Here is a 25,406-nt window from a genome sequence, read left to right on the forward strand (position 1 = left end):
GTGGGCGGGACGTCGTCGCAGACGCGTGCCGAACCATCATTGCGCAGCCATCTTGTGCGCTACCGGAAATACCTTTGCAGACCGCACTTCCAGAGTCGCCTTGATGCTGCCCTTACGGCCATCTTCATAGGTCACTTCGGTTTCGGTCGATATCTGCTTGGAGCCATCATAAAGGGCTGTGATGATGTCGTGGTATTTTTCCTCGATGATACGGCGGCGCACTTTGCGCGTGCGCGTCAATTCGCCATCATCGGCATCCAGTTCCTTGTGCAAAACAACAAACCGGTGGATCTGACAGCCCGACAGCATCTCGTCCTGTGCGACACTGGCGTTCACCTCCTCCACATGGCTCTGGATCGTGTCCATCACCTGCGGATGCCGCGCCAGTTCCTGATAGGAGGCGTAACCGATGTTGTTGCGCTCCGCCCAATTTCCCACGGCTGTGAGATCGATGTTGATAAAGGCGGTGCATTCTTCCTTGCCGTTGCCAAACACAACAACTTCCAAAACATTCGGGAAAAATTTCAGCTTGTTTTCAACGTATTTCGGCGCAAAAAGCGATCCGTCAGCCATTTTTCCTACATCTTTGGCACGGTCAATGATCCGCAGATGGCCGGTATCGGGTTCGATAAATCCGGCGTCTCCCGTCGCAACCCAACCCTCAGCGTCTTTTGTATCGGCGGTGCTCTCTGCGTTCTTGTAGTATTCCACAAACACACCGGGCGAGCGGTAGAATACTTCGCCGTTGTCGGCGATCTTCAACTCCACACCGGGGCAGGTTACGCCAACCGTGTCACTGCGCACTTGACCATCAGGTTGTGCAGTGATGAAAACAGTCGCCTCGGTCTGGCCATAAAGCTGCTTCAGGTTGATCCCGAGCGAGCGGTAGAAGTCGAAAATCTCCGGACCGATCGCTTCACCAGCCGTATACCCAACCCTCACGCGGCTAAATCCGAGTGTGTTTTTAAGTGGGCCATAGATAAACAACTCGCCCAGACGGTACTTCAGACGATCACCAAAGCTTACGTCCTTACCATCCAGAATGGCCGGTCCCACCTTGCGCGCATGCGCCATATAGTAATCAAACAACTTCTTCTTGAACCGGCTCGCGTCTTCCATGCGGATCATCACGTTGGTCAGCTGTGTCTCGAACACGCGCGGCGGTGCAAAATAGTAGGTTGGCCCGATTTCGCGCAAATCCACGTGCATCGTGTCCGCGCTTTCGGGACAGTTGGTGCAGAAACCTGTCCACAGAGCCTGTCCTACGGAAAAGATGAAATCGCCAACCCACGCCATCGGGAGGTACGCCAGAATCTCGTCGCTCTGCTTCAGGCCGTCAAACTCGGACGAAGATTTTGCCGTCTCGATTATGTTGCGATTGCTCAGCACCACACCCTTCGGCTTGCCGGTCGTACCGGATGTGTACAGCATCACGCCGATGCTGTCGTAGTTCAGCTTTGCCTGACGCGCTTCCAGCTCCTTGATGTGTTTGTCACGGTTCTTGCGGCCAAGCTCCTGAACGTCCTGATACTGGTTCAATGCGCTGTGATCGTATTTCCGCATCCCGCGCGAGTCGAGATAGATCATCCGCTCGAATTCGGGCAGGTCATCGGCGACGTCCAGCACTTTGTCGACCTGCTCCTGATCACCAACTACGGCAAAGCGCGCGCCGCAATGGCTCATCACATAGGCCATTTCTTCCGCGTTCTGGTCCTGATACAGCGGCACCGGTATCGCGCCGCACATTTCTGCGGCCATCATCGCCCAATATAGATAGGGTCGGTTCCGGCCTATGATCGCTACGAAATCGCCTTCGTTCAGACCAAGATCCATAAACCCGAGCGCCAGCGCCTCGACCTCGCCACGTGTCTGGCTCCACGTCCAGCTTTGCCAGATACCGTATTCTTTTTCACGGTAGGCAGGCGCATTCGCGAACTGTTTTGCGTTGCGATGCAAAAGCGCCGGAACAGATGCCGGTTGCCCTGCGGGACATTCTATCAAAGCCAAATTGTATCCTCCCAATCCTGTCATTTTGACAGGCAGACCGCATTTGCGCGATTCATTATCACGCCGAGAATGGCAGGTATAATATCAGCGTCAACTTTTTCCTGAAGTTTGCACAATCCTAACGAATTGCAACAAGGCGAACTGATCCTTTGACACCCGCCCCCAGCGGTGCCAGCATTTGCAAGATGCCATTCAATGATGATCAAACCAAAACCATGACAATGGCAGGGCTCAACCTGATCGGGCAGGCACTGTCGATCTATGACAGAAATTTACGCCTTGTGGTTTCAAACGCGCCATTCCAGGCTCTTTTTGATCTCCCCGCCGAATTGGTCACGCCCGGCGCCACGTTTCTTGATACAATCACCCACCTCGTCAAACGTGGCGAATACGGCGATGTCACGGACCCGGAGGCCTTCATTTCAGAGCGGGTCGAGCAGGCCCGCGCCTTCAAGCCGCATTATATGGAACGCACACGCGCTAACGGCAGAACCATCTCTGTCGAGGGATCGCCACTTGCCGAGGGCGGGTGGGTCACTGTTTATACCGATATATCCGCGACAAAGGCGCAGGAAGCATTGTTGCGGGCGCGTTCCGACGCGCTGAGTGACCAGCTTTTGGCACATACAGAACAGTTATCGCAGACCAACCGTGAACTTGCCGCGATGATCACCGCACTGGAAGAAACCAAACGCCAACTTACCGCAGCAGAAGCCCGCGCGCGCCTGACCACCGAAATGATGCCCGCCCATATCGCCCATGTCGATGCTGACGGGATCTACACCTATTCAAACCAGCGGCTGAACATCGTGATTCCCAACCGGCCCTCCGAGATACTCGGCCATCATATCCGCAAGGTGCTGGGCGCCGACAACCACGATAAAATTCTGGGGTCGCTGGCGGCTGCCTATAACGGGAAAGCAGTGGTTCAGGAGTTTACTGATTCCACCAGCGCGCGGCGTATCCGCACCGCCCTCACTCCGGACAAGATGGGTGGCGTTTACATTCTGTCGATGGACATCACCGAAGAAACCCAGACCCGCGCCGCGTTACAGCAAACCAGTCGCCGCGCGCTGGCAGCGCAAATCACATCGGGCCTCGCCCATGATTTCTCAAACCTGCTGACCATCATTCTGGGCATGCAATCCAGACTTGACCGGCTGCCCGACCTTCCGGCTGATGCGCGCCCCCTGATTGAGGGGACACTTGCCGCAGCGCGGCGCGGTGGCACATTGCTCAGCTCGATTGCACAAGTCTCCGATCCGCGTAGTCTGAGGCCGGTCGCCACCGATTTACCTTCGATGATGCAAGATCTGGTCACGCTGGCAGAACCGACACTTCCACAAGGCACCCGTTTAATGCTGAACGTCGCAGAAATCGGGCCGGTCCTGCTCGACAGGGGTATGCTTCAGGACGGGCTGCTCAATCTGATACTGAACGCCCGTGATGCCATGGGCACAGGCGGTTCGATATTCCTGGATGTACGCCGTGTCCACGACACGTGGATCGAATTTCAGGTCAGCGATACCGGTCCGGGGTTCTCCGCAATTGCACTGGAAAAAGGGCTTGATCCGTTTTTCACCACCAAAGGGTCCGAAGGGTCCGGCCTGGGTCTGCCGATGGTCTATGATATGACCAAACTGGCCGGAGGTGACATGCACCTTGCCAATTCCAAAGACGGCGCACAAGTCACCTTGCGCCTGCCCTACCGTGCGGCTGTGCCCGCCACCACCGGACTGGTCCTGCTGGTCGAGGACCGCGACGATCTGCGCGCAGTATTGCGTGACATGCTGATGGAACTCGGCCACTCTGTAATCGAGGCCACTTCGGCCGATGAAGCAACAGCCTTGCTTGCCGATCTCCCTGATATTACGCTGATCCTCTCCGATCTTCAGTTGGAAGGAGAAGCAACAGGAATTGATCTGGTGCGCCGGCTGGGGGTAAGCAGCCCGCCCATTGTCCTGATGACATCATTGCCACCGGATGCGCCCCTGTTCCTTGACGCGCAAAAACACGCACCGGTGTTGCGCAAACCCTTTACGCAAGGCGATCTTGCCGCACTCATTTCGCCCGCTACGCAGAAAGCTACCGCATGACAAGACCACTGGTCAGCATTCTTGATGACGAACCGGAAATTCGTACGCTTTTATCGGACGTACTGCAGGAAGCGGGTTTTGACACCCAAAGCTTCGGGCGCGCATCCGCTTTCGAAGCGTCGCTTGCAAAGCGTACCCCCGATGTCTGTCTGGTCGATCTGTCCTTGCCGGACACCGACGGTCTGACACTGGTACATCGCCTCGCCCTTGAACAAGGTGCGGTTGTGATCATTATTTCGGGCCGCGCGCAGGTACAGGACCGCGTAACGGGTCTGGAACTGGGCGCGGATGACTATATCAGCAAACCGTTTGATCCTGCCGAGGTTGTCGCGCGCATAAGGGCACGCTTGCGCGGCGCCCGCCCCAGTTCTGCACGCGCAGGCAACACGGCAAGTTTCAACGGCTGGACCGCCCATTTCGACCGCTACGTCTTGCAGGACGATTCCGGATCAGAGACACCGTTCAGCCACGCAGAAGGCGAAGTATTACGTATGTTCCTCGATGCGCCCAAACGTCTGATCAGCCGCGCACAGATGCAGGAAACGCTTGGCGGTGCCGCATCGGAAAGTTTCGACCGCGCGATGGATGTGCGCATTTCCCGCCTGCGTACAAAACTGCGCGAAGATCCAAAAAATCCCCGCCTGATCAAAACAATCTACGGCGCGGGATATATCTTTCTGGGCGATGTGTCATGGGCATAACGCAGAGCGGCAACTCAGCCTCCCAAAACATCGATAGCCGCTGCCAAAACCTCTAACCCTGCAACCAGATCGTCTTCGGCGGTATCTTCCTCGAATGCGTGGCTGATCCCGTTGATAGAGGGCACAAAAAGCATTGCAACAGGCATCAGCCGTGAAACATTGGTTGCATCATGCAAAGCACCTGACGGCATCTGCCGCCATCTATCGGGCGCGACCGTCTCTGCGCCAGCTTCCAGCGCCGTGCGCAGCCGCGCATCCATCGCTACCGGTTCCAGCCCAAGCAATGTACCAAACGAAACCTGCATGCCGCGCACATCGGCAATTTCCTGTGCCAGATCGCGAATAATTTGCTCCATGCGGCCCAGACGGTCTGCATCCCCATCCCGCCACTGCATTGAAAACACTGCTTTTCCCGGCACAATGGAAGACGCATTAGGGTGCAACGAAACATGACCCACAGTCCAGACTGTAGCGGGCGTCACCACATTGGCGAACCGCTCGTTCAAAGCGTGGTTGAACGCCGACACCGCCTGAAACGCATCCCGCCGGATATGCATTGGCGTGGTTCCGGCATGGTTCTGCTGACCCTCAAAGGTGATTTTCATGTCACGGATACCGACGATATCTGTCACAACGCCGATCCGCTCACCGGTACTGTCCAGCACAGGCCCCTGCTCGATATGCATTTCGATGAAACCGGTGAATTGTGCAGGGTCAACGGCTTCCGTCACCGGAACGACTTGTCGGGCCTGCGCAAGTGGCACGCCACTATGGTCACAGAGCACATCCGCCTGATCCATAGTCAGATGCCCCGACCACACCGCACTGCCCGTGGTCACACCGAACCGGCCTTCTTCATCCTGAAACGACACAACCGAAACAGCAGGCCCGCCCGCCTCGCGGCTTGCGCGCGCAACTTCCAGCGCAGCGATCACACCCAGCGCCCCGTCGAGCCACCCTCCTTCCGGCTGGCTGTCACTGTGCGAGCCGAGCAAAACCGAAGGCCCGTCTGTTAATCCGAAAAGATTGCCCATCGGGTCAACTTCTACGCGCAGCCCCGCATCTCGCATTTGCTGCGCCAGCCACTCACGCGCCTCCATATCCGCTTGCGAGTACGCAGGCCGCACAACGCCCTTTCCAATGCCGGACGCCCCGAAAGAGCGCAGCTTGTGAAGGTCTGCCAGAAACCGGTTATTATCTACACGCACAAGATCACCTTCTTTATTTTCCAACAAAACTCTGGGGCATTTCAGAAGTGAGCCCCTCATTTGTCCCAAAGTTAGCAGCCAATGATCACTCGGCAGCTACCGCCGTATTCACCGCTTCCACCTTCACAGCAGAGAATTTGAACTCGGGTATTTTTCCATAGGGATCCACTGCAGGGTTGGTCAGAATATTCGCCGCTGCCTCCACATACGCGAACGGCAGAAACACCATGTCAGGAGACACAGCGCGATCCATCCGCGCCATAATCTCGATGCTGCCGCGTTTGGTTGTCAGGCGCACCATCCCGCCGGGTTCCACGCCCAGCTTGCGCAAGGTGGATGGATGCAGCGAGCAGTTCGCCTCCGGTTCCATCGCATCCAACACTGTCGCACGGCGGGTCATCGACCCCGTGTGCCAATGCTCCAGTTGCCGGCCCGTGGTCAGGATCATCGGATAATCCGCATCCGGCGGATCATCGGGCGCAACTATGCTGGCGGGGGTAAATCGTGCACGCCCGTCAACCCGTGGAAAGCCGTCGGTGAACACAATCGCCTGTCCGGGGTCTTCAGGGCTTAGCGAAGGATACGTCACTGCGTTGTGGGCCTCCAGCCGGTCCCATGTGATATTGTCGAGCGATTTCATGTTAAGCTTCATCTCGGCAAAAACTTCGGCGGGGGATGTGTAGTTCCACGGCAGGCCCAACCGTTTGGCAAGCTCCACTTCGATCCACCAGTCTTCGCGCGCCTCGCCGGGGGGCGATACGGCGGCGCGGCCCATCTGGACCTGACGGTTGGTATTGGTCACCGTCCCGGACTTTTCTGCAAATGCACTCGCCGGCAGGATCACATCCGCATAATTTGCGGTTTCGGTGATGAAGATATCCTGCACGACCAGATGATCCAGCTTTGCCAGCGCGTCCCGCGCATGCTCTACATCGGGGTCGGACATGGCGGGGTTTTCACCCAGAATATACATGCCCCTGATATTTCCCGCATGTACCGCGTCCAGTATTTCAGTAACTGTCAGACCCTTTTCATTGCTGAAATCGCCGCTCTTCCAGACATCGGTAAAGGCCGAGCGGACGCCGTCATCGGTTACAGATTGATAATCGGGCAGAAACATCGGCACCAGACCCGCATCAGATGCACCCTGCACATTGTTTTGACCGCGCAGCGGATGCAGCCCCGCCCCCGGACGGCCCACTTGACCTGTCATCAGCGCAAGGCTGATCAGGCACCGCGCGTTATCGGTGCCGTGCGTGTGCTGGCTCACCCCCATGCCCCAGAAAATCATCGCCGCTTTGGCACCGGCAAAGGTGCGTGCGACATCGCGCAACGTCTCTGCATCAATGCCGCATGTCGCCGCCATCAATTCCGGAGTGAAATCCTTCAAATGGGCCTTCTCCGCTTCAAAATTCTCTGTGTAGGCTTCGACGTATTGCCTGTCGTACAACTCCTCTTCCACAATCACGTGCATGATTGCGTTCAGCATGGATACATCCGTGCCGGGCCGGAATTGCAGCATATGTGACGAAAACCGCTTGAGCGCCTGACCGCGCGGGTCCATCACGATCAGCTTCCCGCCACGCTTGCTGAACTGCTTGAAGTATGTCGCCGCAACAGGGTGGTTCTCGATCGGATTTGCGCCGATGACTATTGCAACATCAGCATTTTCAATCTCGTTGAACGTGGCTGTCACAGCTGCGGACCCTACGTTTTCCAGCAATGCTGCGACTGACGATGCATGACACAGACGCGTACAGTGATCGACGTTGTTATGGCCAAACCCCTGCCGGATCAACTTCTGGAACAGATAGGCTTCCTCATTGGTGCATTTCGCAGAGCCGAAACCGGCCACACCCGTGCCGCCGATACTCTTCAACCCGTTTGCGGCAGCATCCAATGCCTCGTCCCATGTCGCCTCGCGGAACACATCAAGATAGTTTCCGGGATCAACGTTCAGCCCCTTGGCAGGCGCATCATCACGACGGATCAGCGGCTTCATCAGGCGGTGGTTGTGGTGGATATAGTCGAATCCGAAGCGGCCTTTAACACACAGGCGGCCCTCGTTTGCGGGGCCATTGATGCCCTCGACGTATTTTACCTTGTTATTCTTGACCTTGAGCGAAATCTGGCACCCGACGCCACAGAACGGGCAAATGCTTTCGACTTCACTGTCGAAATCGGCGCTGTCCCCGATCTGGTTTTCATCAACCACAGTGGCGGGCATCAAGGCACCTGTCGGGCAGGCTTGCACACATTCACCGCAGGCCACGCAAGTCGACTCTCCCATCGGGTCGGCCATATCGAACGTGGGATAGCTGCTTTGCCCGCGACCGGACATGCCGATCACATCGTTTACCTGCACTTCGCGACATGCGCGAACACACAAGCCGCACGAAATGCAGGCATCCAGATTCACACTCATCGCTACATGGCTGTTGTCGAGCAGCGGGATACAGCCCTCGTCCATCTTGGGAAAGCGGCTTTCCTCCACGCCGTTCAGCGTGGCCATATCCCACATGTGACTGGATTTATCGTGTGACACAGCATGCTCCGGCTGGTCCGCCATCAGCAGTTCGATCACCATCTTACGCGCACTTTTTGCGCGCTCGTTGTTGGTAACCACGACCATTCCTTCGGAAGGTTCGCGGATGCAGGACGCGGCCAGTGTCCGTTCTCCCTCAATCTCGACCATGCAGGCGCGGCAATTGCCGTCAGGCCGGTATCCGGGGGCAGGTTTGTGGCAGAGATTGGGAATGATCAGACCGCGGCCATTGGCCACTTCCCAAATCGTCATTCCGGCGTCGGCCTCGACGGTCTGACCGTCAAGCGTGAATGTGACTTTATCCGTCATAACAACCTCCTGCGGAATAGTTTGAACCGTTCTAGCCCCGCGAGCCTCTTGCAGGAAGGCGGTTCCCGACACGACACCACGCATTTCCGCCATCCAGCGCCTTGTCGAGTTGCCGATACAGCTCTTTCACTGGCGGCATCGCTCCCCTAACAATAGCGAAACAACAGGAGCATTCATGTCCACTATTACCCTTATTCGCCACGGTCAGGCAAACTCTACCGCGAAAGACGAGGTCAGTTATGACCGCCTCAGCGATCTGGGGCACGAACAGGCGCAGTGGCTGGGCGAACATCTGCGCGACACCGGCTTGCCCTATACGCGGCTTTTTACCGGCACGTTGCGCCGCCACATCGAAACAGCCGATGGCATGGCAACTGGCCTGACACCACAGCGCGACCCCCGCCTGAACGAGCTGGAGTACTTCACACTTTCACGTCTGCTGTCGGAACAACACGCAATACCGTTCCCGACCGAGCAACCTGATTTCATCGATCATTTGCCACAGGTTTTCCAGCACTGGAAAGACGACAAGCTAGAAGGCGCGCCGGAAACCTACGTACAGTTTCGCATGCGCATCCGCGACGCATTGGCAGAGATCGCCGCCGATAACGGGCCCGCACTAGTTGTCACATCCGGCGGATTGATTGCCCATGTGATCGCCCAGCAGATGGAATTAAGCGTGTCAGCCACAGCCCGCACTGCAATTGCGATTTATCACACTTCACTACACCAGCTACACCCCATTGGAGGGCACCTCTCGCCAGTTTTGTTCAACGCCACCCCACATTTGGACACCCCTGCACGCAGCCTGTCGAAAACCAACATATGAAAGCCCGTACAATGAATCTATTTTACACAAACGGTACAATCTCGATTGCGCCTGCTATCGCACTTGTCGAAGCGGGGCTTGATCACACCCTGACACGTCTTGATTTTGCGAAAGCAGAGCAGACCAAGCCTGAATACCTTGCCATCAATCCAAAGGGGCGGGTGCCCGCACTGGCTTTGCACGATGGGACCGTCCTTACGGAAACCGGTGCGTTGCTGGATTATATCGCAACGTTGGCCCCTGATGCCCGTCTCGTTCCGGCCTCACCCGAAGATGCGGCCCATATGCGCAGTGTCATGTATTACCTCGCCTCGACAATGCATGTCGCCCATGCTCACAAAATGCGCGGTAGCCGTTGGGCAGACAACCCAGACAGCCACGCGGATATGAAGGCGAAAGTAACAGAAAACATGACCGCCTGCGCCCAGTTTGTCGAAACAGAATGTCTGCGCGGCTCCTATGTCTGCGGCGATGAATTTAGCATCGCAGACCCGTATTTGTTTGTCGTTTGCAAATGGCTGGCAGGGGATGGGGTCACCGTAGCGGATTTCCCCGAGATCAAAGCGTTTATGGCGCGTATGGAAAACCGCGAAAGCGTCCGCACAGTTCGCGACAAAGGGATGCTGTGACCCGAATGGACATGAACGAACTACGCGCACCATCTCCGATTGCGGACCGCAAACAGCACCACGAACGCGCGTAAAAACACGAAATGCCGCCCCTTGGGGCGGCACATCCAGATCACGCAGCTGCCAGAGATTTAGCGGAACAGACGGAAGTAGAGCCAGTCCGGCAGAAACTGGCTTCCGCGGAACAAGAGCGAAAAGAAGTAGGGAAAGCTCTTTTTGAAGTTGTCGGTGTTCATGTGCTCAAACACCTCACGGGCAGCGTCCTCAGGCTCCATCAAAAACGGCATTTTGAAATCGTTTTTATCCGTAAGCTGGGTTCTAATGAATCCGGGGTTCACAACCTGAACCTGCACGCCGGTTTTGCGCAAATCGGCATGCATACATTCGGCCAGTGACATCACAGCAGCTTTTGACGCGGTATAACCGATAGAGTTCGGCAAACCCCTGAACCCTGTCAGGCTGGACGTGATCACAATATGCCCCGCGTCCCGCTTTACCATATCGGGCACAACCTGCCCCAACACCCGCATCAAACCGGTAAAGTTCACATCGGCCATGGTGTTGGCCTGTTCGGCGTTCCAGTTCTGTGCGCCAAAGGGCCAGTAAGCACCGGCCAGATAAACAACACCGTCCACTTCACCGACGGATTTTGCGGCCGCTTCAACGCTTGTCATGTCCGATACATCCAGCGTCACAACCTGCGCCTTTCCCGGCAGGCTATCGGCAAGTTTCTTTAGCTTGTCTTCCGATCGTGCAGAAAGGACAACTTCTGCCCCGGCGCGGCTTAACTGTCCGGCAAGGGCCGCGCCCAATCCGTCACTTGCACCTACCAGCCAATACCGTTTGCCTTGCCACTGCGTCATTCTGTTTCCTTTTTTCGTATTGTCGCGACCAATTCGGCGACCCTAAAACCAAACTTGCGAAACTGACTCCGGTTCACAACCGTACCCTGTTTTGTCAAGTACATGCAATCAAACGCCTTGAGTTTGAAGCCCCCGGATTCGGCAGGCAACCTGATGGGATAATTGAACAAAACGGCTGGTCCTGCTATCTCGCCCCGCCCCTTACCGGGAACATCATCAGCAAAGGCATCAAAACCACCATTATCGTCCAACGTGATCCGCCACTCGCGATTTTGGACAGAGCCGTCGTTATAGACAAAGCGCTCTTTAATCGTGCCGTTGTTGCCGTTCCAGCTGACATTAAAATCTGCGTTGAATGTGCTTGTTATTCGTCCGAACGGCCCGAAAATAACACCGTCACAAATCATCGCGCCATTCAGATGCTCGCGCATGTCGAAAAGTGGTGAGACGTCAGCGTAATCATCAGCCGACTGGCCCATAAAGTCCGCAAACCGCCTGCGCAGCACTAACACAAGGCACACCAATGCAATTCCCAAAAGGAAGAACAACAATTCATCACTCATTACGCACCACGATCCAGTTTTGTGCGCCACAACAGAAATATCGCAGCCAGTTTCAGAACACAGGGAACACCAGCGTATAGTAGGCGCAATAACTCAATCGATCCCTCTGTGGGGCGCGCCTGAAGACCACTGACGTATCCTGATGCCTCCAACATAGGCAGCAGGACCGCCGCCGACAATGCCAAGGTGAATTTCGATACAAATGACCACAGCCCAAAACCCTCCGCCGCAGAAGGAGAAATTTGCGCCATGCGGGTGGCGAACAGGGCCGGTAGCAGTGTCAGATCTGCACCCATGGCCGCACCCGAACCGACACAGACCAGTGCAAACCACCACTGGTCCCCCGCCCCCAGAAAAAGCGCGCCGCCAAAAGCGAAAATCGCCAGTACCATTGCACTCAGCAGCACCCGTTGGGTGCCATGCCGCTCGGCCAGTGCACCCCAGACAGGGGCGGCCCCTGCGGCAGAGAGAAAGAACAACAACAAAAGCGGCCCCTCGAAACCCTGTGCCTCCAAAGCGCTTTCGACATAGAACAGAAACAAGGTTGAACTGACCGCCACGGGCGCGGCATTCAGCAGCGCAATGACAAGCAGCCGGCGCGCAAGCCGATCGCGCAGCACGGTGGCGAACCCTGTACCGGCGGGCACATCCACCGACAACCATTCACCACGCATCGCCAGCCCCGCGGCAAGTGCCAGTACAGAAAAGCCGATTGAAAAACCGCCGAATGGCGCATCAAACACGTAGCCGAGCGCCACAGGCACGACAGAAGCCACACAAACCCCAAGCAGCGCGCCGGTTTCGCGCCACCTTGCAAGGCGCAGATGCCCCTGGCCTGGCATTCGGTCTGCCTTTGCCACACCTTGCGCATAAAAGCAGATGGTCAGAAAACTGTAGGCCGAAAACACCAGCGTCAGCATGATGGCGAACCACACCACCGGTGGTGTCAACGGAGGCACGGCAAATAGCCCCAGCATCGCCACGGCGATTACTACGCAGCCGATCCCCACCGCAACGCCCCGCCTGTCACGCAGTTTTTCCGACAGCCGCCCCAGCAGCGGGTCTTGTACCATGTCAAGCAGCCGCAAAGCGAACAGGACAGTGCCCAGCGCCGTTAGGGAAACCCCGTATTGATCTACGTAAAACTTGGGCGCGTGAATATAGATAGGTAGCCCCGCACAGGCGAGCAGCGCCGCAAACAGGGCATAGGCAGGCAGGCGTGTGGCAGCGGTTGAACTCACCCTTTTGACACTTCGTCTTTCGGCGCTTCGGGGCGCGCACGAAACAGCGCCCCCTTTATCCACAGCTTCAGTGCTTGCCAGTGGATCAGGGCCAGAACGCGCCGCGCACCAAGCGGACGGCGCAGCATGCTGCGCAGGATCCCGGCATTGTCCAGCGGCTGGCGCGTACCGGTGAGGGTTGCGATCAGCCCACCCGCCGCGCGGCCATAATCAATCCAGATGCCGATACGCGCGTCGGTAATATCAAAGCGGAACGTATAGTCACCCTCAACCGGCTGAAAGGGCGAGACATGCATGACCTTGGTCGCGTGCAGTTTATCACTTCGGGTAATCTCACGCTGATCGGGGTGGTGGCACAGATAGCTATGGCGGTCGCCGTAAGTGTTGGTCACCTCGGCGATGACAGCCACCAGCGCGCCATCTTCGCGGCGACACAGCCAGAAACTGACCGGATTGAACACATAACCCAACACACGCGGTTGCGCCAAAAGCTCGATCCGCGCGATATTGCGGATCTGGTATTGATCCAGCACCTCCCTCACCCAGACAGCGCCCCGTCCCTGGCCCGGCGCGCCGCCGTGATCTGTATCATGCAACGAAGTCAGGGCACGCCCGTTGCGCGAAAACAGGCTTGGCGTGGCAACCGGCGCTTCGGCGTCGAGCAGCACGTAGTCGATCGAATACCGAAAGGCGTTTTCGATCTTTCCCTTCCGGCCATGGAAGGTCTGCCCGACGATATGATCGACAGTGGCCGTCATTGCGCCGCCAACGCCGCCGCAGCACGGTCTGACAGCGCATTCACAACATCTACCGCGCTGGACAGCCCGTCCTCATGAAACCCGTGACGCATCCACGCGCCGCAGAACCAGGTGTTATTCTGCCCGTTCATCGCGCGCACCGCGTCTTGTGCATCAAGCACCGCAAGGTCGTAAACCGGATGGCGCAGGATGACCTGATCGTAAATCAATTCCTCGCGGATGGTGCGCTTTGTGTTCAATGTCACGAAATGCGGATCATCGTGGGGGATCGGCTGTAGCGAATTCATCCAGTAGGTCAGATCGATGCGATCCGATTTCGCCTTTGCATCTTCGGTATAATTCCAGGAAGCCCATGTTGCGCGGCGTTTGGGCATGATTGCCGCATCCGCGTGTAGCACAATATCATTGGGTTGATACGCAATGGCCCCAAGTGCAGCCTGCTCGGCAGGCGTTGCATCGGTAAGCATCGCTAGTGTGTCATCGGAGTGTGTGGCCATGATCACTTCGTCAAACCGCTCCCAATTTCCGCCGTAGGTTTTCACCTCTGCACCGTGCGCATTGCGCCGCACACCCTGAACAGACGCGTTAAGACGAATATCAACACCGCCTTGCCGCATCGCTGCCTCCAGCCTGCTTACATACGAGATAGAGCCGCCCTGCACAGTGTACCACTGATGCTGCCCCGAGTATCCCAAAAGCGCATGGTTTTCGAAAAACCGGATGATCGCGTGGGCAGGAAAATCCATCACCTGATCAACAGGCGTAGACCAGATCGCGCCTGACAGCGGCAAAAGATAGTAGTCTCTGAAATAGTTTCCAGTCCCCAATTTTGCCAGAAACGCACGCAAGCTGAGTGTTTTATCCTGCGCAACATCCAGCGCATATTTGTTGAACTTGACCACATCACGCAGCATCCCGATGAAACGGGGATTTACCAGATTGCTGCGCTGCGCAAACATCGCATTGAATCCGGTCAGCGCATATTCCAGCCGTCCGCCATCGATAGATGCCCCAAAGCTCATGTTGGATTTCACAACCGGCACATCGAGTTCTGAAAATAGCGCCGCCAAATGCGGGTAATTCGCGTAATTGAAAACGATAAATCCGGTATCAACCGGTTGATCACCGTTTTTTCCTGCGATCACAGTGCGCGCATGACCGCCGATGCGCGCGCCGCTTTCCAACAGCGTGACCTGATTATCACTAGACAGCTTGTGCGCCGCCCCCATCCCCGAAATACCTGCACCAATAACCGCAATGCGGCGCGTGTGGTTTGATGTCACTGTGTCTAAGGTTACCGGCGCTTCAAAGGGCATAAGGTGATTGTGTCCTGTCTGGAAAGATATTGTAGGCTATACGGATAAATCACGGCGCTGGATGTAAATAAGTTTCAGAATGTTTTTTGATCCAAGATGCCCGTTGCCCCGTAATCTTCACATGTTAGTATCGCTTAATACATCATCGCGCAAAACGCCCGACCGATATGACCCGCAGGCCTCCGTTGCTTTGACGGGGCCAGTGAAATTTTCAAGGCGCCCACGCGTGACAGAAGATACAAATAGAACACCTCTTTGGATCGATGAGATGGTGCGTGTGCGCGATAACCGCGACAAGGTTGCGTTTGCGGCGCTGTTCACCCATTTTGCCCCCCGCATCAAAGGGTATTTAATCAAATCGGGTGCAGACGCCACCACCGCCGAAGAATGTGCGCAAGACGTGATGACAACACTTTGGCGCAAAGCCGAACAGTTCGACCCGACCCGCGCCTCTGTAGCGACATGGATTTTTACCATCGCCCGCAACCGCCGTATTGATATGCTGCGCCGTGATCGCAGACCCGAACCCGAAGACCTTCCATGGGGGCCAGAGCCGGAGCCAGAGCAAATCCACGTTCTGGAAATGCAGCAGGAAGCCGCGCGACTTGCACAAGCGGTTGCAACCTTACCACCCAACCAGCGCAGCCTGATCGAACAAGCCTACTTTGGCGATCTGACCCAAGCGCAAATCGCCAAGGAAACCGGCCTTCCGCTGGGCACCATCAAATCCCGCCTACGTCTCGCGCTGGACCGCCTGCGCCATGCAATGAAATAGCCATATGACACAGCCAGACATTACATCACCCTCCGGCACCGCGATCCGCCATCACCTTAACGAAGCCACGTTAATGGGGTATGCAGCAGGTACACTGCCCGAAGCCTTCAATCTGATTGTCGCGACACATCTGTCACTTTGCGACAGATGCCGCGCGGATGTTCAGGCCTATGATGCCGTTGGTGGCGCATTGCTGGAGGACGAAAGCGCGGCACTGGCGGATGAAAGCCTCGCCCAAACCCTTGCGCGGCTGGATGCTGATCCAAAGCCTGCCGGGCGGAAAAAAACCGCAACCGGTGATTTTCCTGCGCCGCTACAAGACTATGTTGGCGGCGATCTGGATGCCGTGCGCTGGCGACCCTTGGGGATGGGGGTCAAACAGGCCATTCTACCTACCTCAAAAGCAGCGACTGCGCGATTATTTCTAATTCCCGCAGGGGCGGCAATGCCTGACCACGGTCACAACGGCACTGAAATGACATTGGTGCTAAAGGGCGCGTTTCTGGATGGGAACGACTACTTCGCGCGCGGCGACATCGAGATTGCTGACATTGATGTGCAGCATATCCCGATTGCCGATGTGCATGAAGACTGCATCTGTCTGGCTGTCACCGATGCGCCGCTGCGCTTTACCGGTATTCTGCCAAGCATCTTACAGAAGTTTTTCCGCATCTAGGCCTCAGCCCTTTGGCGCACCCTTTACGGGGGCAAGCGGCAGCGGCCCATCTGCGCCTTCAACTTCTTCAAAATCGAAGTTGTCCAAACGTGCGGCACGTTTCCCCGCGCGTTCGGCGGCTGTCCCGATCCCTTCCAGATCATTGCGCGCCTGGCGGAAATGGGTATCAAGCTTGCCCACCCGATCGACCACCAGTTCAACATCGCGGTGCAGAAGCCGCAGGGTTTTGCGAATTTCGCCTGCCTGTTCGCGCATCCGCGCATCTTTCAAAATTGCGCGCATGGTGTTCAGCGTCGCCATGCAGGTGGTGGGTGAAACGATCCAGACGCGTGCTTCAAATCCCGCGCGCACCAGCTCGGGAAAGTTCGCGTGCAATTCGGCGTAAACTGCCTCGGAGGGCAGAAACATCAGGGCACCATCCGCCGTTTCTCCGTCCAGAATATATTTCTCCGAGATATCGCGAATGTGTTTGCGCACGCTTGTGCGCATATTTGCAACGGCAGATTTCAACTCCCAATCCGTCTGCGCACGGTGCAGCGCCTCATAGGCTTCCAGCGGGAACTTTGCATCAATGACAATCGGTCCGGGGGGATTTGGCAGATGGATCAGACAATCCGCACGACGTCCGTTCGATAGAGTTTTCTGCATTGTATAGCTGTCTTTGGGCAGCGCCTTGGACACGATATCATTCAGCTGGATTTCACCAAACGCGCCGCGGGTCTGCTTGTTGCTCAGGATATCCTGCAAAGACAGAACATCACCCGAAAGCTTGGTGATGTTGTCTTGCGCCTTGTCGATAGAGGCCAGGCGTTCTTGCAACTGTGTCAGGCTGGTGGTGGTACGCTGGGCAGAGCCGTGCAGGCTCTGGTTGGTGCGCTCTTGCATCTGCGCCAGCTGTTGCTGCATTTGCAGCTGTACGGTGGCCAGCCGCGCTTCAAGGCTCTGGATCAGTTGGGTTTGCGCGTGCGCCTGCGTGTCAGAGACAGTTTGCAGATTGCCGCGCAGCTGTTCCTGACCACTGCCGAGCGCGCGCAACTGTTGCGATAGTTGCACGGGAATACGTGTGGGACGCAAAACCACTACAACCAACAGGATGAGGATCAGCGAAAGCACGGCCAGCCCGGCCAACGCGGTCAGAATGACCGGATCATTCAAATCAAGCTGTACCTTGCCAAACCGGATCATGTACGCCCGAACAGCCGTTCGATATCGCTCAGCTTCAGCTCGACGTATGTCGGGCGGCCGTGGTTGCACTGGCCGGAATGCGGCGTTGCCTCCATCTCGCGCAGCAGGGCGTTCATTTCTTCGGCGCGCATCCAACGGCCCGAGCGGATCGAGCCATGGCAGGCAACACGGCTCAGGATCGCCTCGACACGGGCCTGCACCAACAGGCTCTCGCCCTCGCCCTCAAGCTCATCCAGAATATCGCGGATCATCGCTTCGGCATTTACTTCGCCCAGAATGGCCGGGGTTTCACGCACGGCGATTGCATCACCGCCAAACGGTTCGATCCCAAGGCCGAATTGTGCAAGATCGTCGGCCACGCTTAGGATTGAGGCGCGATCATTTGCCGATAATTCGATAATTTCGGGAATCAGCAACGCTTGGGCAGGCACGCCGTTTTGTGCCATCTGGTTTTTCAGCTTTTCATACACCAGCCGCTCGTGCGCTGCGTGCTGGTCCACGATAACCATTCCCGTGGCGGTTTGCGCAATGATGTAATTCTCGTGGACCTGTCCGCGTGCGGTTCCAAGCGGGAAATCCGCAGGCTCGGCGTTTGTCTGCGGCGGTTCATCCGGTGTTTCTACCCTGCCCCAAACGCCTTTCATTTCTGCAAACCCTTCAGGGGCTTGAACCTGATACGATGCCTGCCGTGCACCGCTTGACGGGCGGTCCATCTGATACACCCGCGCCTCGTTCTGCCCTTCAGGACGCATCGCGCCTAAGGTGGCATCCGCCACGGTGGTTGATGCGCGATGGCCTGCGTTTGCCAGGGCATGACGCAGTGCAGACACGATCAAGCCGCGCACAACACCGGGGTCACGAAAGCGGACTTCGGATTTGGCGGGGTGTACGTTCACATCCACCAGCTTGGGGTCGCAATCCACAAACAACGCTGCCGCCGGATGGCGATCACGGCTAAGAAAGTCGAAATAAGCACCACGCAACGCACCGATCAGCATTTTGTCTTTCACGGGCCGCCCGTTAACGAAAAGATATTGCGCCACCGCGCTGCCGCGCGAATAAGTTGGCAAAGCGGCAAAGCCCGTCAGGTGAAAACCCTCACGCTCGGCGTCTATCGGCAGCGCGTTTTCAGCGAACTCGCGGCCAAGAACCTGACGCAAACGGCCATGCAGCGCCTCAAACAACTCGCCTTGCTCCGCCTCGGCGCGAAATACATCGCGGCCTGCGCCATCACCCGACACATCGCGCAGCACAAAACGCACAAACGGTTCCGCCATGGCCAGCCGTTTGATCACATCCCCGATCGCCTGCGCCTCTGCCCGGTCCGTACGCAGAAATTTCAGCCGTGCGGGCGTCGCATAAAACAGATCTCGCAGGGTGACGACCGTACCACTGCTAAGCCCCGCGGGTTTGACTGCCGCGTGCTTGCCTCCCGTCACACTAATCTCTGCCCCCTCGAATCCTTCGGCGCGGCTCGTGATGGTCAGACGGCCCACAGCGCCCAGCGATGGCAGCGCCTCGCCGCGAAATCCGAAGGAGTGGATATTCAAAAGATCACTACCGTCGATTTTGGACGTCGCATGGCGCGACAATGCCAGCGGCAGGTCGGCTCCGGCAATTCCACAACCGTCATCCGTCACGCGGATCAGGGTTTTGCCGCCATCTGCAAATTCAATTGTGATACGGCGCGCGCCCGCATCTATTGCGTTTTCCACCAGTTCTTTTACGGCAGAGGCAGGCCGCTCAACCACTTCGCCTGCGGCGATACGGTTGACCGCGTTATCGTCAAGTTGGCGAATAACGGGTTGCTGCGCGCTTATGTTGGGGTTTGTTTGAAGCATAGCGCAAAACCTAGCATGATCACCCGCGATTCTGAAACCCGCAGCGCAGGGTTATCCACCGCTAATTTATGCGCAGATCGAGAAGGCAGGCGGCGCTGCGTCACGCCGCCGGCCAAATCATTTACAGTGGCATGTGCCGGTTCACGTCCTTGTACAGCAGATAGCGGAACGGCTGGTCGCCTGTAGTGATACAGGCCTGCGGGCAGAACGCGCGCAGCCACATAAAGTCACCTTCGACAACTGGCACCCAGTCTTTGTTGAGCAGATAATCGGCGGAGCCTTGCAACACATACAGGCCGTGCTCCATCACATGGGTTTCGGCAAAAGGAATCCGCCCCCCTGGCTGGAAAGTGACAATGTTGACGTGCATATCATGGCGCAGGTCATCAGGGTCGACAAAGCGGGTTGTTGCCCAAACCCCGTCACAATCGGGCATTTCAGTCGGGGCAACCGCCTGATCAGAGGTTACAAACGCTTCGGGTAGGTCGACGCCCTCTGCGCCCACATAACGTTTGCGAATCCAGTGAAACTGGCTGACGGCATCACTATCGTTCCATACGGTCCAAACCGCATCCGGTGGGATATAGGCGTAACCACCGGCATCCAACACATGGCGCGAGCCATCAATGTTCAGCGTAACCTGTCCGGCTGCGACAAAAACGACAGATTGCGCCTCTTCATCTGTCTCCGGCGCGTCGGATCCGCCTGCCGGCTGAAGTTCGACCGCGTACTGGCTGAAGGTTTCGGCGAATCCGGACAGGGGGCGCGCCAGAACCCACATGCGCATTCCTTTCCAGCCGGGCAGCAGACTGGTGACGATATCGCGTTGGGTCACTGCCGGAACCACGGCGTATGCTTCTGTGAATACGGCCGTTCCTTCGGGTGAAACGGATTGATCCGGCAGACCACCGGGGGGGAACGCATAAGTCATAAGATTTCTCCGAAAGAAGGACGCGATACGCGTGCGATGTTGAAATATCCGGTGTCGTGTGTGTCATCCAGATTGGTGTTCTAGCCCATATCAGTATCGCAAAACATATCCAAGCAACCCCTCCAAACACAGTCAGGCCGGACATTTCTGTCCGGCCCGCCGCTCACCCGACGCCGTTGAGACGTCAATTTTTTATTATTTTATATCAGCTGGGTATTATTAACCGCTGGCCTACCTGGATCATGTCGGGCGATTGTAGTGTGTCACGGTTCGCCGTTACAATGCGCTGATACGCGCTGGGCATTCCGTAAAATTGCAAAGAAATAAAGGCGATGCTGTCGCCGGGTTGAACGGTGCTAAATCGCACGCCGCCAACATCGAAGCTACGTGCAGTGGACGCTGCGAAGACCTTTCTTGACATCTTACGCGCAGCATTCGTGCTGCGCTCGGTCTTGTCCCGCATTAAGGACGCTTGCACCAGACTGAAAGCCAGCATGTCGGTATCAAAACTGCCCTCAGGTGTAGGCAAGGCCGCAGTCATATCGATACGCCCTTCATGGGCGGCTTTTATCAACGCCTGCACGAAATAGGAACTGGTGGCATCAGCATTAATGTTGCGTAAATCAACCCGCTGCACATCGTTAACGTCGGTCCTAATAACTTCATAGACCTCCGCCATCACACCTTCACGCAACATCCGAAGCTTGTTCACCGCCAAAACGTCCAACGCCTGAACCGCTTTAGCTTCCAGGTCGTTAGCGTCTGTTACCGCGTTTTTCGGGGACGGCTTCAAACCGGCTATCACCGCAGCAGTCAGTTTATTTACCACAGGGTTCACGCCCTCGAAAACGGCCATAGAGCCGCTTACATCGGTCAGATCAGGTGACGCCGCACGGGTGGCAACATCTGCTGTCTGCACATTTACTATCTTGTCCTGCACTATCAATCGGGTTGCAGGTGTTCCTTCCGATAGCGTGGCAGAACCAGAATATGCGGCCTGTGATCTGGTCGTCTCGTCCCCCAGCATCAGATGGGCGGTTGAAAGACCCAGTACAAATGCAACCAGAACAATCGCTGCAAACATCAGCGCTTTGCCATCAATCTTTTGTTCTTCGGCCTGAACCGCTGCGGCGCAAAACACTAGCAGAACATTGGATATCGCTGTTCGTATCTTCATCCCGCCCCCCAGCGCTGGGCACCAAGTGTAGCATTTTCGGCTACCAAGTAGTGCTTCGAAGAATTCCGCACCAGATATAGGCGGAGAGCGAATCAGTCGTCAAAGCAAAACGAATCACTTTGGAAAAAAATATTACTTCTTCGCCTATTTCTTCAAAATCCATTCCGCGATCAACACGCTATAGTTGAACACCTGACTCCAAATGCGTTTCTTGCGTCTGAAAGCTTGTAGAAGCCGGGGCGGGCTTGCAGGCGTACATCGCATCTTTCCGTTTGCGCAACGCAACCGCAATACAATGCACGACACCTTGCAAAGCGGGATGCCTGCGTGCGAGTTTACGCATGTCATTTCCGAAAGGTGCTGCCCGATGTCCGTCGATACCTTACCCACTACATCAACCAACACTGAACACCTGCCGCAGGTGACAGAGCCGCGAAACACCGGCATGCCACTTGATCTGAACTGGGTGCTGAGCGCACAAGCCAACACATCCGCTATCGAAAGGCGTGCAGCATCCCTGCCCGCCCGCAGGTCGGTTAAGAAAATCTATCAGGCTGCTTGGCTACTCAAGGCCGTGACGTGCATCGACCTGACTACACTCTCCGGCGATGACACCGCGCGCCGCGTTGGCAGACTAAGCGCCAAAGCGCGCCAGCCGATTGCAGCATCGACACTCGACGCGCTGGGCATGCCACCGATCACCACCGGCGCTGTATGCGTCTATCACGAAATGATCGCCCCCGCAGTGCATGCACTGCAGGGCAGCGGCATTCCGGTCGCTGCTGTTTCCACCGGATTTCCGGCGGGCCTGTCCCCTCTGCCCTTGCGCATCGCAGAGATAGAACAAAGCGTGGCAGCAGGCGCAGCAGAGATCGACATCGTCATTTCCCGCCGCCATGTGCTGGAGGGGAACTGGCAAGCCCTTTATGATGAAATGCGTGCCTTTCGCGCCGCATGTGGTGACGCCCACGTAAAGGCGATCCTCGCCACGGGCGAGTTGGGCAGCTTGCGCAATGTCGCGCGCGCCAGCCTTGTGTGCATGATGGCCGGCGCAGACTTCATCAAGACCTCGACGGGTAAGGAAAGCGTAAACGCTACCCTGCCTGTATCGCTGGTGATGATCCGCGCAATCCGCGATTACTATGACCGCACCGGGTACCGCGTGGGGTACAAACCTGCCGGCGGCATATCCAAGGCCAAAGATGCAATCACATATCTTGCGCTGATCAAGGAAGAGCTTGGCGATCGCTGGTTGCAGCCCGATCTGTTCCGCTTTGGTGCGTCATCGCTTCTCAATGATATCGAACGCCAACTAGAGCATCACGTCAGCGGTGCCTATTCCGCCAGCTACCGCCACCCCACATCCTAAAGCCAAGAGGCGACACAAATGACCGTTTCCGAAATATTCGAAACTATGGACTATGGCACCGCCCCTGAAGCCGCTGCCGAGGCATTGGCATGGATTGTGGACCAAGGGGGCAGGTTTGGCCATTTCATTGATGGTGCGATGACCGCCACCGGTGAAATTTTCGAGAGTCGCAACCCCGCCACGGGCGAGGTGCTGGCCCATCTTACCCAAGGCACACAAGCTGATGTAGATGCCGCTGTGAAGGCTGCGCGCCGCGCACAGCCCAAATGGGAATCTGCCGGCGGTCACACGCGCGCAAAGGTTCTCTATGCGCTGGCGCGCTTGTTGCAGAAACACAGCCGTCTGTTCGCTGTTCTGGAAACCCTCGACAACGGCAAACCCATCCGTGAAACACGCGACATCGACGTACCGCTCGCCCAGCGGCACTTTTACTACCACGCGGGCATGGCGCAGCTTATGCAGTCCGAACTGCCCGATGCGGCAGCCATTGGTGTATGTGGTCAGGTGATCCCGTGGAATTTCCCGTTGCTGATGCTGGCATGGAAAGTTGCCCCAGCGCTGGCCATTGGCAACACCGTGGTTTTGAAGCCCGCCGAATATACCTCCCTGACGGCAATGCTATTCGCCGACATCTGCACGCAGGCCGGTGTGCCGAAAGGTGTTGTGAACATCGTTACCGGTGACGGTGCCGTCGGTGAAATGATCGTGAATGCCGATGTGGACAAAGTGGCCTTCACGGGCTCCACTGCTGTTGGCCGTCGTATCCGCGAAGCAACCGCCGGAAGCGGCAAGGCGCTTACACTGGAGTTGGGCGGCAAGTCTCCCTACATCGTGTTTGATGATGCCGATCTGGACTCGGCCGTTGAAGGGCTGGTCGATGCGATCTGGTTTAACCAGGGGCAGGTCTGCTGCGCAGGCTCGCGCCTGCTGGTTCATGAGCCCGTAGCCGATTTGTTCTACGCTAAGCTGCGCGAGCGGATGGACAAGCTGCGCCTTGGCTCCCCATTGGACAAAAGCATCGATGTCGGTGCGATTGTCGACCCCAAGCAACTGGATGCGATCCGATCGATGGTGAGCGCCAATACCGCAGGTGACACCCATGTTGCCGCCTGCACTATTCCACCCGAAGGCTGCTTTTACCCGCCAACTCTGATAACGGGCCTGCATCCTGCAGATACACTGATGCAGGAAGAAATCTTTGGTCCTGTTCTGGTGTCCACCACCTTCCGCACCCCTGCCGAAGCTGTCAGCATCGCCAACAACACCCGCTATGGCCTTGCCGCGACTGTCTGGAGCGAGAACGTAAACCTCGCACTCGATATCGCGCCCAAGCTATCCGCCGGGATCGTGTGGATCAACGGCACCAACATGATGGACGCCGCTGCCGGCTTTGGCGGCGTGCGCGAAAGCGGCTTTGGCCGCGAGGGCGGCTGGGAAGGGCTGTCGGCTTATACCAAGCCCAAAGCGAAGCCCAAGCCCGTGAAAGATGTCGCACCGATGGAAGGCAGTGGCGCCCCGGAAGATGGCATAGACCGCACGGCGAAACTCTACATCGGCGGCAAACAGGCCCGCCCTGACAGCGGATACTCCGCCCCTGTCTGGGGCAAAAACGGCGCACTGCTTGGCCACGCCCCGCAGGCCAGTCGAAAAGATGTGCGCAACGCAGTCGAGGCTGCCCATGCTGCAAAGGGGTGGAGTAAAACACCCGGCCACCTGCGCGCACAGATTCTCTATTTCATCGCGGAAAATCTGAACGCCCGCGCAGAAGAGTTTGCACAGCGCCTTAATCACATGCAGGGCGGCAAATCGGGCGCCACAGAAGTCGACGCCGCGATCCAGAGCTTGTTCACATATGCCGCTTGGGCTGACAAATATGATGGGCAAATTCATAATGTACCCATTCGCGGCGTTGCTTTGGCGATGAAAGAGCCTGTTGGCGTGATTGGCGCGATGTGCGCGTCAACTGCGCCTCTGGCAGGTCTGGTCGGCGTTATGGCCCCCGCGATTGCAATGGGTAACCGAGTGATCCTGTGTGCATCAGAGCCCTTCCCGCTGGCGGCCACCGACTTTAGTCAGGTGCTTGAAACATCCGATGTTCCGGCAGGCGTGGTGAACATTCTGACAGGACCGCACAGCGATACAGCCGACACTCTGGCGCGCCATATGGATGTCGATGCGGTATGGAGTTTCAGCGACCCCGCCCATGACAAAACCGTCGAAAGCGCCTCGGCGAGCAATCTAAAGCGGACTTGGGTGCAAAACGGTAATGCGGTGAACTGGAACAGCACCGATGCCAAACCCTTTTTGGCACATTCAACCGAAATCAAGAACATCTGGGTACCCTACGGAGAGTAACCCTTCTTCAGTTTTCCAGTAAATTCATTCTT

General features: G+C 56.8%; 20 protein-coding genes. 8 read left to right on the forward strand and 12 right to left on the reverse strand.

Features of this window, described 5'->3' with window-relative positions; all coding sequences use genetic code 11:
- Nucleotides 1–36: 36 nt before the first annotated feature.
- Entirely contained in the window at nt 37–2,007 is a 1,971-nt protein-coding gene (locus OS189_RS04475) for an AMP-binding protein (RefSeq protein ID WP_267166093.1), read from the reverse strand.
- 185 nt (nt 2,008–2,192) lie between these two features.
- On the opposite strand from OS189_RS04475, the gene OS189_RS04480 reads away from it, so the two are divergent.
- Both OS189_RS04480 and OS189_RS04485 read left to right on the forward strand, forming a co-directional pair.
- Nucleotides 2,193–4,103 (forward strand): hybrid sensor histidine kinase/response regulator, encoded by a 1,911-nt coding sequence (locus OS189_RS04480; RefSeq protein ID WP_267166094.1) that lies wholly within the window; start codon nt 2,193–2,195, stop codon nt 4,101–4,103.
- Complete coding sequence (locus OS189_RS04485; protein WP_267166095.1) at nt 4,100–4,804, forward strand: response regulator transcription factor; 705 nt, start codon at nt 4,100–4,102, stop codon at nt 4,802–4,804. Before OS189_RS04480 ends, OS189_RS04485 begins: the two co-directional genes overlap by 4 nt.
- 14 nt (nt 4,805–4,818) lie before the next feature.
- Here OS189_RS04485 and OS189_RS04490 read toward each other — a convergent pair whose 3' ends face one another.
- Both OS189_RS04490 and fdhF read right to left on the reverse strand, forming a co-directional pair.
- Nucleotides 4,819–6,036, reverse strand: a complete 1,218-nt coding sequence (locus OS189_RS04490; RefSeq protein WP_416237451.1) for a Zn-dependent hydrolase — start codon at nt 6,034–6,036, stop codon at nt 4,819–4,821.
- A gap of 61 nt (nt 6,037–6,097) precedes the next feature.
- Nucleotides 6,098–8,866 carry a formate dehydrogenase subunit alpha gene (fdhF, locus tag OS189_RS04495; protein ID WP_267166096.1) on the reverse strand — a complete coding sequence of 923 codons (2,769 nt, stop codon included), beginning with the start codon at nt 8,864–8,866 and terminating at the stop codon, nt 6,098–6,100.
- A 175-nt stretch (nt 8,867–9,041) separates the two neighbouring features.
- Between fdhF and OS189_RS04500 the strand changes: the two genes are divergently transcribed.
- Together OS189_RS04500 and OS189_RS04505 are read left to right on the forward strand one after the other, a co-directional pair.
- Complete coding sequence (locus OS189_RS04500; protein WP_267166097.1) at nt 9,042–9,695, forward strand: histidine phosphatase family protein; 654 nt, start codon at nt 9,042–9,044, stop codon at nt 9,693–9,695.
- Between the two features lie 11 nt (nt 9,696–9,706).
- Nucleotides 9,707–10,324: a glutathione S-transferase family protein gene (locus OS189_RS04505; RefSeq protein ID WP_267166098.1), complete on the forward strand. Its 618-nt coding sequence runs from the start codon at nt 9,707–9,709 to the stop codon at nt 10,322–10,324.
- Nucleotides 10,325–10,455: 131 nt separating this feature from the next.
- On the opposite strand, the gene OS189_RS04510 is transcribed toward OS189_RS04505, so the two are convergent.
- Genes OS189_RS04510 through OS189_RS04530 form a run of 5 tightly spaced genes read right to left on the reverse strand, consistent with a single transcriptional unit; the run spans nt 10,456 to nt 15,065 of the window.
- On the reverse strand, nt 10,456–11,187 hold the full coding sequence (locus OS189_RS04510; RefSeq protein WP_267166099.1) for an SDR family NAD(P)-dependent oxidoreductase: 732 nt from the start codon (nt 11,185–11,187) through the stop codon (nt 10,456–10,458).
- Nucleotides 11,184–11,750, reverse strand: a complete 567-nt coding sequence (locus OS189_RS04515; protein ID WP_267166100.1) for a DUF3833 family protein — start codon at nt 11,748–11,750, stop codon at nt 11,184–11,186. The genes OS189_RS04510 and OS189_RS04515 overlap by 4 nt, the downstream gene beginning before the upstream one ends.
- Nucleotides 11,750–12,991, reverse strand: a complete 1,242-nt coding sequence (locus tag OS189_RS04520) for an MFS transporter (protein WP_267166101.1) — start codon at nt 12,989–12,991, stop codon at nt 11,750–11,752. The genes OS189_RS04515 and OS189_RS04520 overlap by 1 nt, the downstream gene beginning before the upstream one ends.
- A complete protein-coding gene (locus tag OS189_RS04525; protein ID WP_267166102.1) occupies nt 12,988–13,749 on the reverse strand; it encodes a DUF1365 domain-containing protein in 762 nt (253 codons plus the stop codon). Before OS189_RS04525 ends, OS189_RS04520 begins: the two co-directional genes overlap by 4 nt.
- Nucleotides 13,746–15,065: an NAD(P)/FAD-dependent oxidoreductase gene (locus OS189_RS04530; RefSeq protein WP_267166103.1), complete on the reverse strand. Its 1,320-nt coding sequence runs from the start codon at nt 15,063–15,065 to the stop codon at nt 13,746–13,748. Before OS189_RS04530 ends, OS189_RS04525 begins: the two co-directional genes overlap by 4 nt.
- A gap of 268 nt (nt 15,066–15,333) precedes the next feature.
- Here OS189_RS04530 and OS189_RS04535 point away from each other — a divergent pair, with 268 nt between their 5' ends.
- A complete protein-coding gene (locus OS189_RS04535; protein WP_323380221.1) occupies nt 15,334–15,840 on the forward strand; it encodes a sigma-70 family RNA polymerase sigma factor in 507 nt (168 codons plus the stop codon).
- Nucleotides 15,841–15,844: 4 nt separating this feature from the next.
- On the forward strand, nt 15,845–16,516 hold the full coding sequence (locus OS189_RS04540; protein ID WP_267166105.1) for a ChrR family anti-sigma-E factor: 672 nt from the start codon (nt 15,845–15,847) through the stop codon (nt 16,514–16,516).
- Nucleotides 16,517–16,519: 3 nt separating this feature from the next.
- On the opposite strand, the gene OS189_RS04545 is transcribed toward OS189_RS04540, so the two are convergent.
- From OS189_RS04545 to OS189_RS04560, 4 genes are all read right to left on the reverse strand, one after another.
- Nucleotides 16,520–17,701 (reverse strand): DNA recombination protein RmuC, encoded by a 1,182-nt coding sequence (locus OS189_RS04545; RefSeq protein WP_267166106.1) that lies wholly within the window; start codon nt 17,699–17,701, stop codon nt 16,520–16,522.
- On the reverse strand, nt 17,698–19,542 hold the full coding sequence (gene mutL / locus OS189_RS04550) for a DNA mismatch repair endonuclease MutL (RefSeq protein WP_267166107.1): 1,845 nt from the start codon (nt 19,540–19,542) through the stop codon (nt 17,698–17,700). Before mutL ends, OS189_RS04545 begins: the two co-directional genes overlap by 4 nt.
- A gap of 121 nt (nt 19,543–19,663) precedes the next feature.
- Nucleotides 19,664–20,473 (reverse strand): bifunctional allantoicase/(S)-ureidoglycine aminohydrolase, encoded by an 810-nt coding sequence (locus OS189_RS04555; protein ID WP_267166108.1) that lies wholly within the window; start codon nt 20,471–20,473, stop codon nt 19,664–19,666.
- Between the two features lie 205 nt (nt 20,474–20,678).
- On the reverse strand, nt 20,679–21,650 hold the full coding sequence (locus OS189_RS04560; RefSeq protein ID WP_267166109.1) for a LysM peptidoglycan-binding domain-containing protein: 972 nt from the start codon (nt 21,648–21,650) through the stop codon (nt 20,679–20,681).
- A gap of 367 nt (nt 21,651–22,017) precedes the next feature.
- Here OS189_RS04560 and deoC point away from each other — a divergent pair, with 367 nt between their 5' ends.
- Nucleotides 22,018–23,019: a deoxyribose-phosphate aldolase gene (deoC, locus tag OS189_RS04565; protein ID WP_267166110.1), complete on the forward strand. Its 1,002-nt coding sequence runs from the start codon at nt 22,018–22,020 to the stop codon at nt 23,017–23,019.
- Between the two features lie 18 nt (nt 23,020–23,037).
- Entirely contained in the window at nt 23,038–25,374 is a 2,337-nt protein-coding gene (locus OS189_RS04570) for an aldehyde dehydrogenase family protein (RefSeq protein WP_267166111.1), read from the forward strand.
- Nucleotides 25,375–25,406: the final 32 nt, after the last annotated feature.

The organism is Sulfitobacter sp. F26169L (assembly GCF_026410285.1).
GTDB lineage: Bacteria > Pseudomonadota > Alphaproteobacteria > Rhodobacterales > Rhodobacteraceae > Sulfitobacter.

Coding starts and splice junctions, on each gene's coding strand:
- OS189_RS04485 (WP_267166095.1), top strand. CDS start 4,100: ATGACAAGACCACTGGTCAGCATTCTTGATGACGAACCGGAAATTCGT.
- OS189_RS04555 (WP_267166108.1), bottom strand. CDS start 20,473: ATGACTTATGCGTTCCCCCCCGGTGGTCTGCCGGATCAATCCGTTTCA.
- OS189_RS04480 (WP_267166094.1), top strand. CDS start 2,193: ATGCCATTCAATGATGATCAAACCAAAACCATGACAATGGCAGGGCTC.
- OS189_RS04560 (WP_267166109.1), bottom strand. CDS start 21,650: ATGAAGATACGAACAGCGATATCCAATGTTCTGCTAGTGTTTTGCGCC.
- OS189_RS04535 (WP_323380221.1), top strand. CDS start 15,334: ATGGTGCGTGTGCGCGATAACCGCGACAAGGTTGCGTTTGCGGCGCTG.
- OS189_RS04515 (WP_267166100.1), bottom strand. CDS start 11,750: ATGAGTGATGAATTGTTGTTCTTCCTTTTGGGAATTGCATTGGTGTGC.
- OS189_RS04510 (WP_267166099.1), bottom strand. CDS start 11,187: ATGACGCAGTGGCAAGGCAAACGGTATTGGCTGGTAGGTGCAAGTGAC.
- OS189_RS04505 (WP_267166098.1), top strand. CDS start 9,707: ATGAATCTATTTTACACAAACGGTACAATCTCGATTGCGCCTGCTATC.
- deoC (WP_267166110.1), top strand. CDS start 22,018: ATGTCCGTCGATACCTTACCCACTACATCAACCAACACTGAACACCTG.
- mutL (WP_267166107.1), bottom strand. CDS start 19,542: ATGCTTCAAACAAACCCCAACATAAGCGCGCAGCAACCCGTTATTCGC.
- OS189_RS04530 (WP_267166103.1), bottom strand. CDS start 15,065: ATGCCCTTTGAAGCGCCGGTAACCTTAGACACAGTGACATCAAACCAC.
- OS189_RS04500 (WP_267166097.1), top strand. CDS start 9,042: ATGTCCACTATTACCCTTATTCGCCACGGTCAGGCAAACTCTACCGCG.
- OS189_RS04545 (WP_267166106.1), bottom strand. CDS start 17,701: ATGATCCGGTTTGGCAAGGTACAGCTTGATTTGAATGATCCGGTCATT.
- fdhF (WP_267166096.1), bottom strand. CDS start 8,866: ATGACGGATAAAGTCACATTCACGCTTGACGGTCAGACCGTCGAGGCC.
- OS189_RS04570 (WP_267166111.1), top strand. CDS start 23,038: ATGACCGTTTCCGAAATATTCGAAACTATGGACTATGGCACCGCCCCT.
- OS189_RS04525 (WP_267166102.1), bottom strand. CDS start 13,749: ATGACGGCCACTGTCGATCATATCGTCGGGCAGACCTTCCATGGCCGG.
- OS189_RS04540 (WP_267166105.1), top strand. CDS start 15,845: ATGACACAGCCAGACATTACATCACCCTCCGGCACCGCGATCCGCCAT.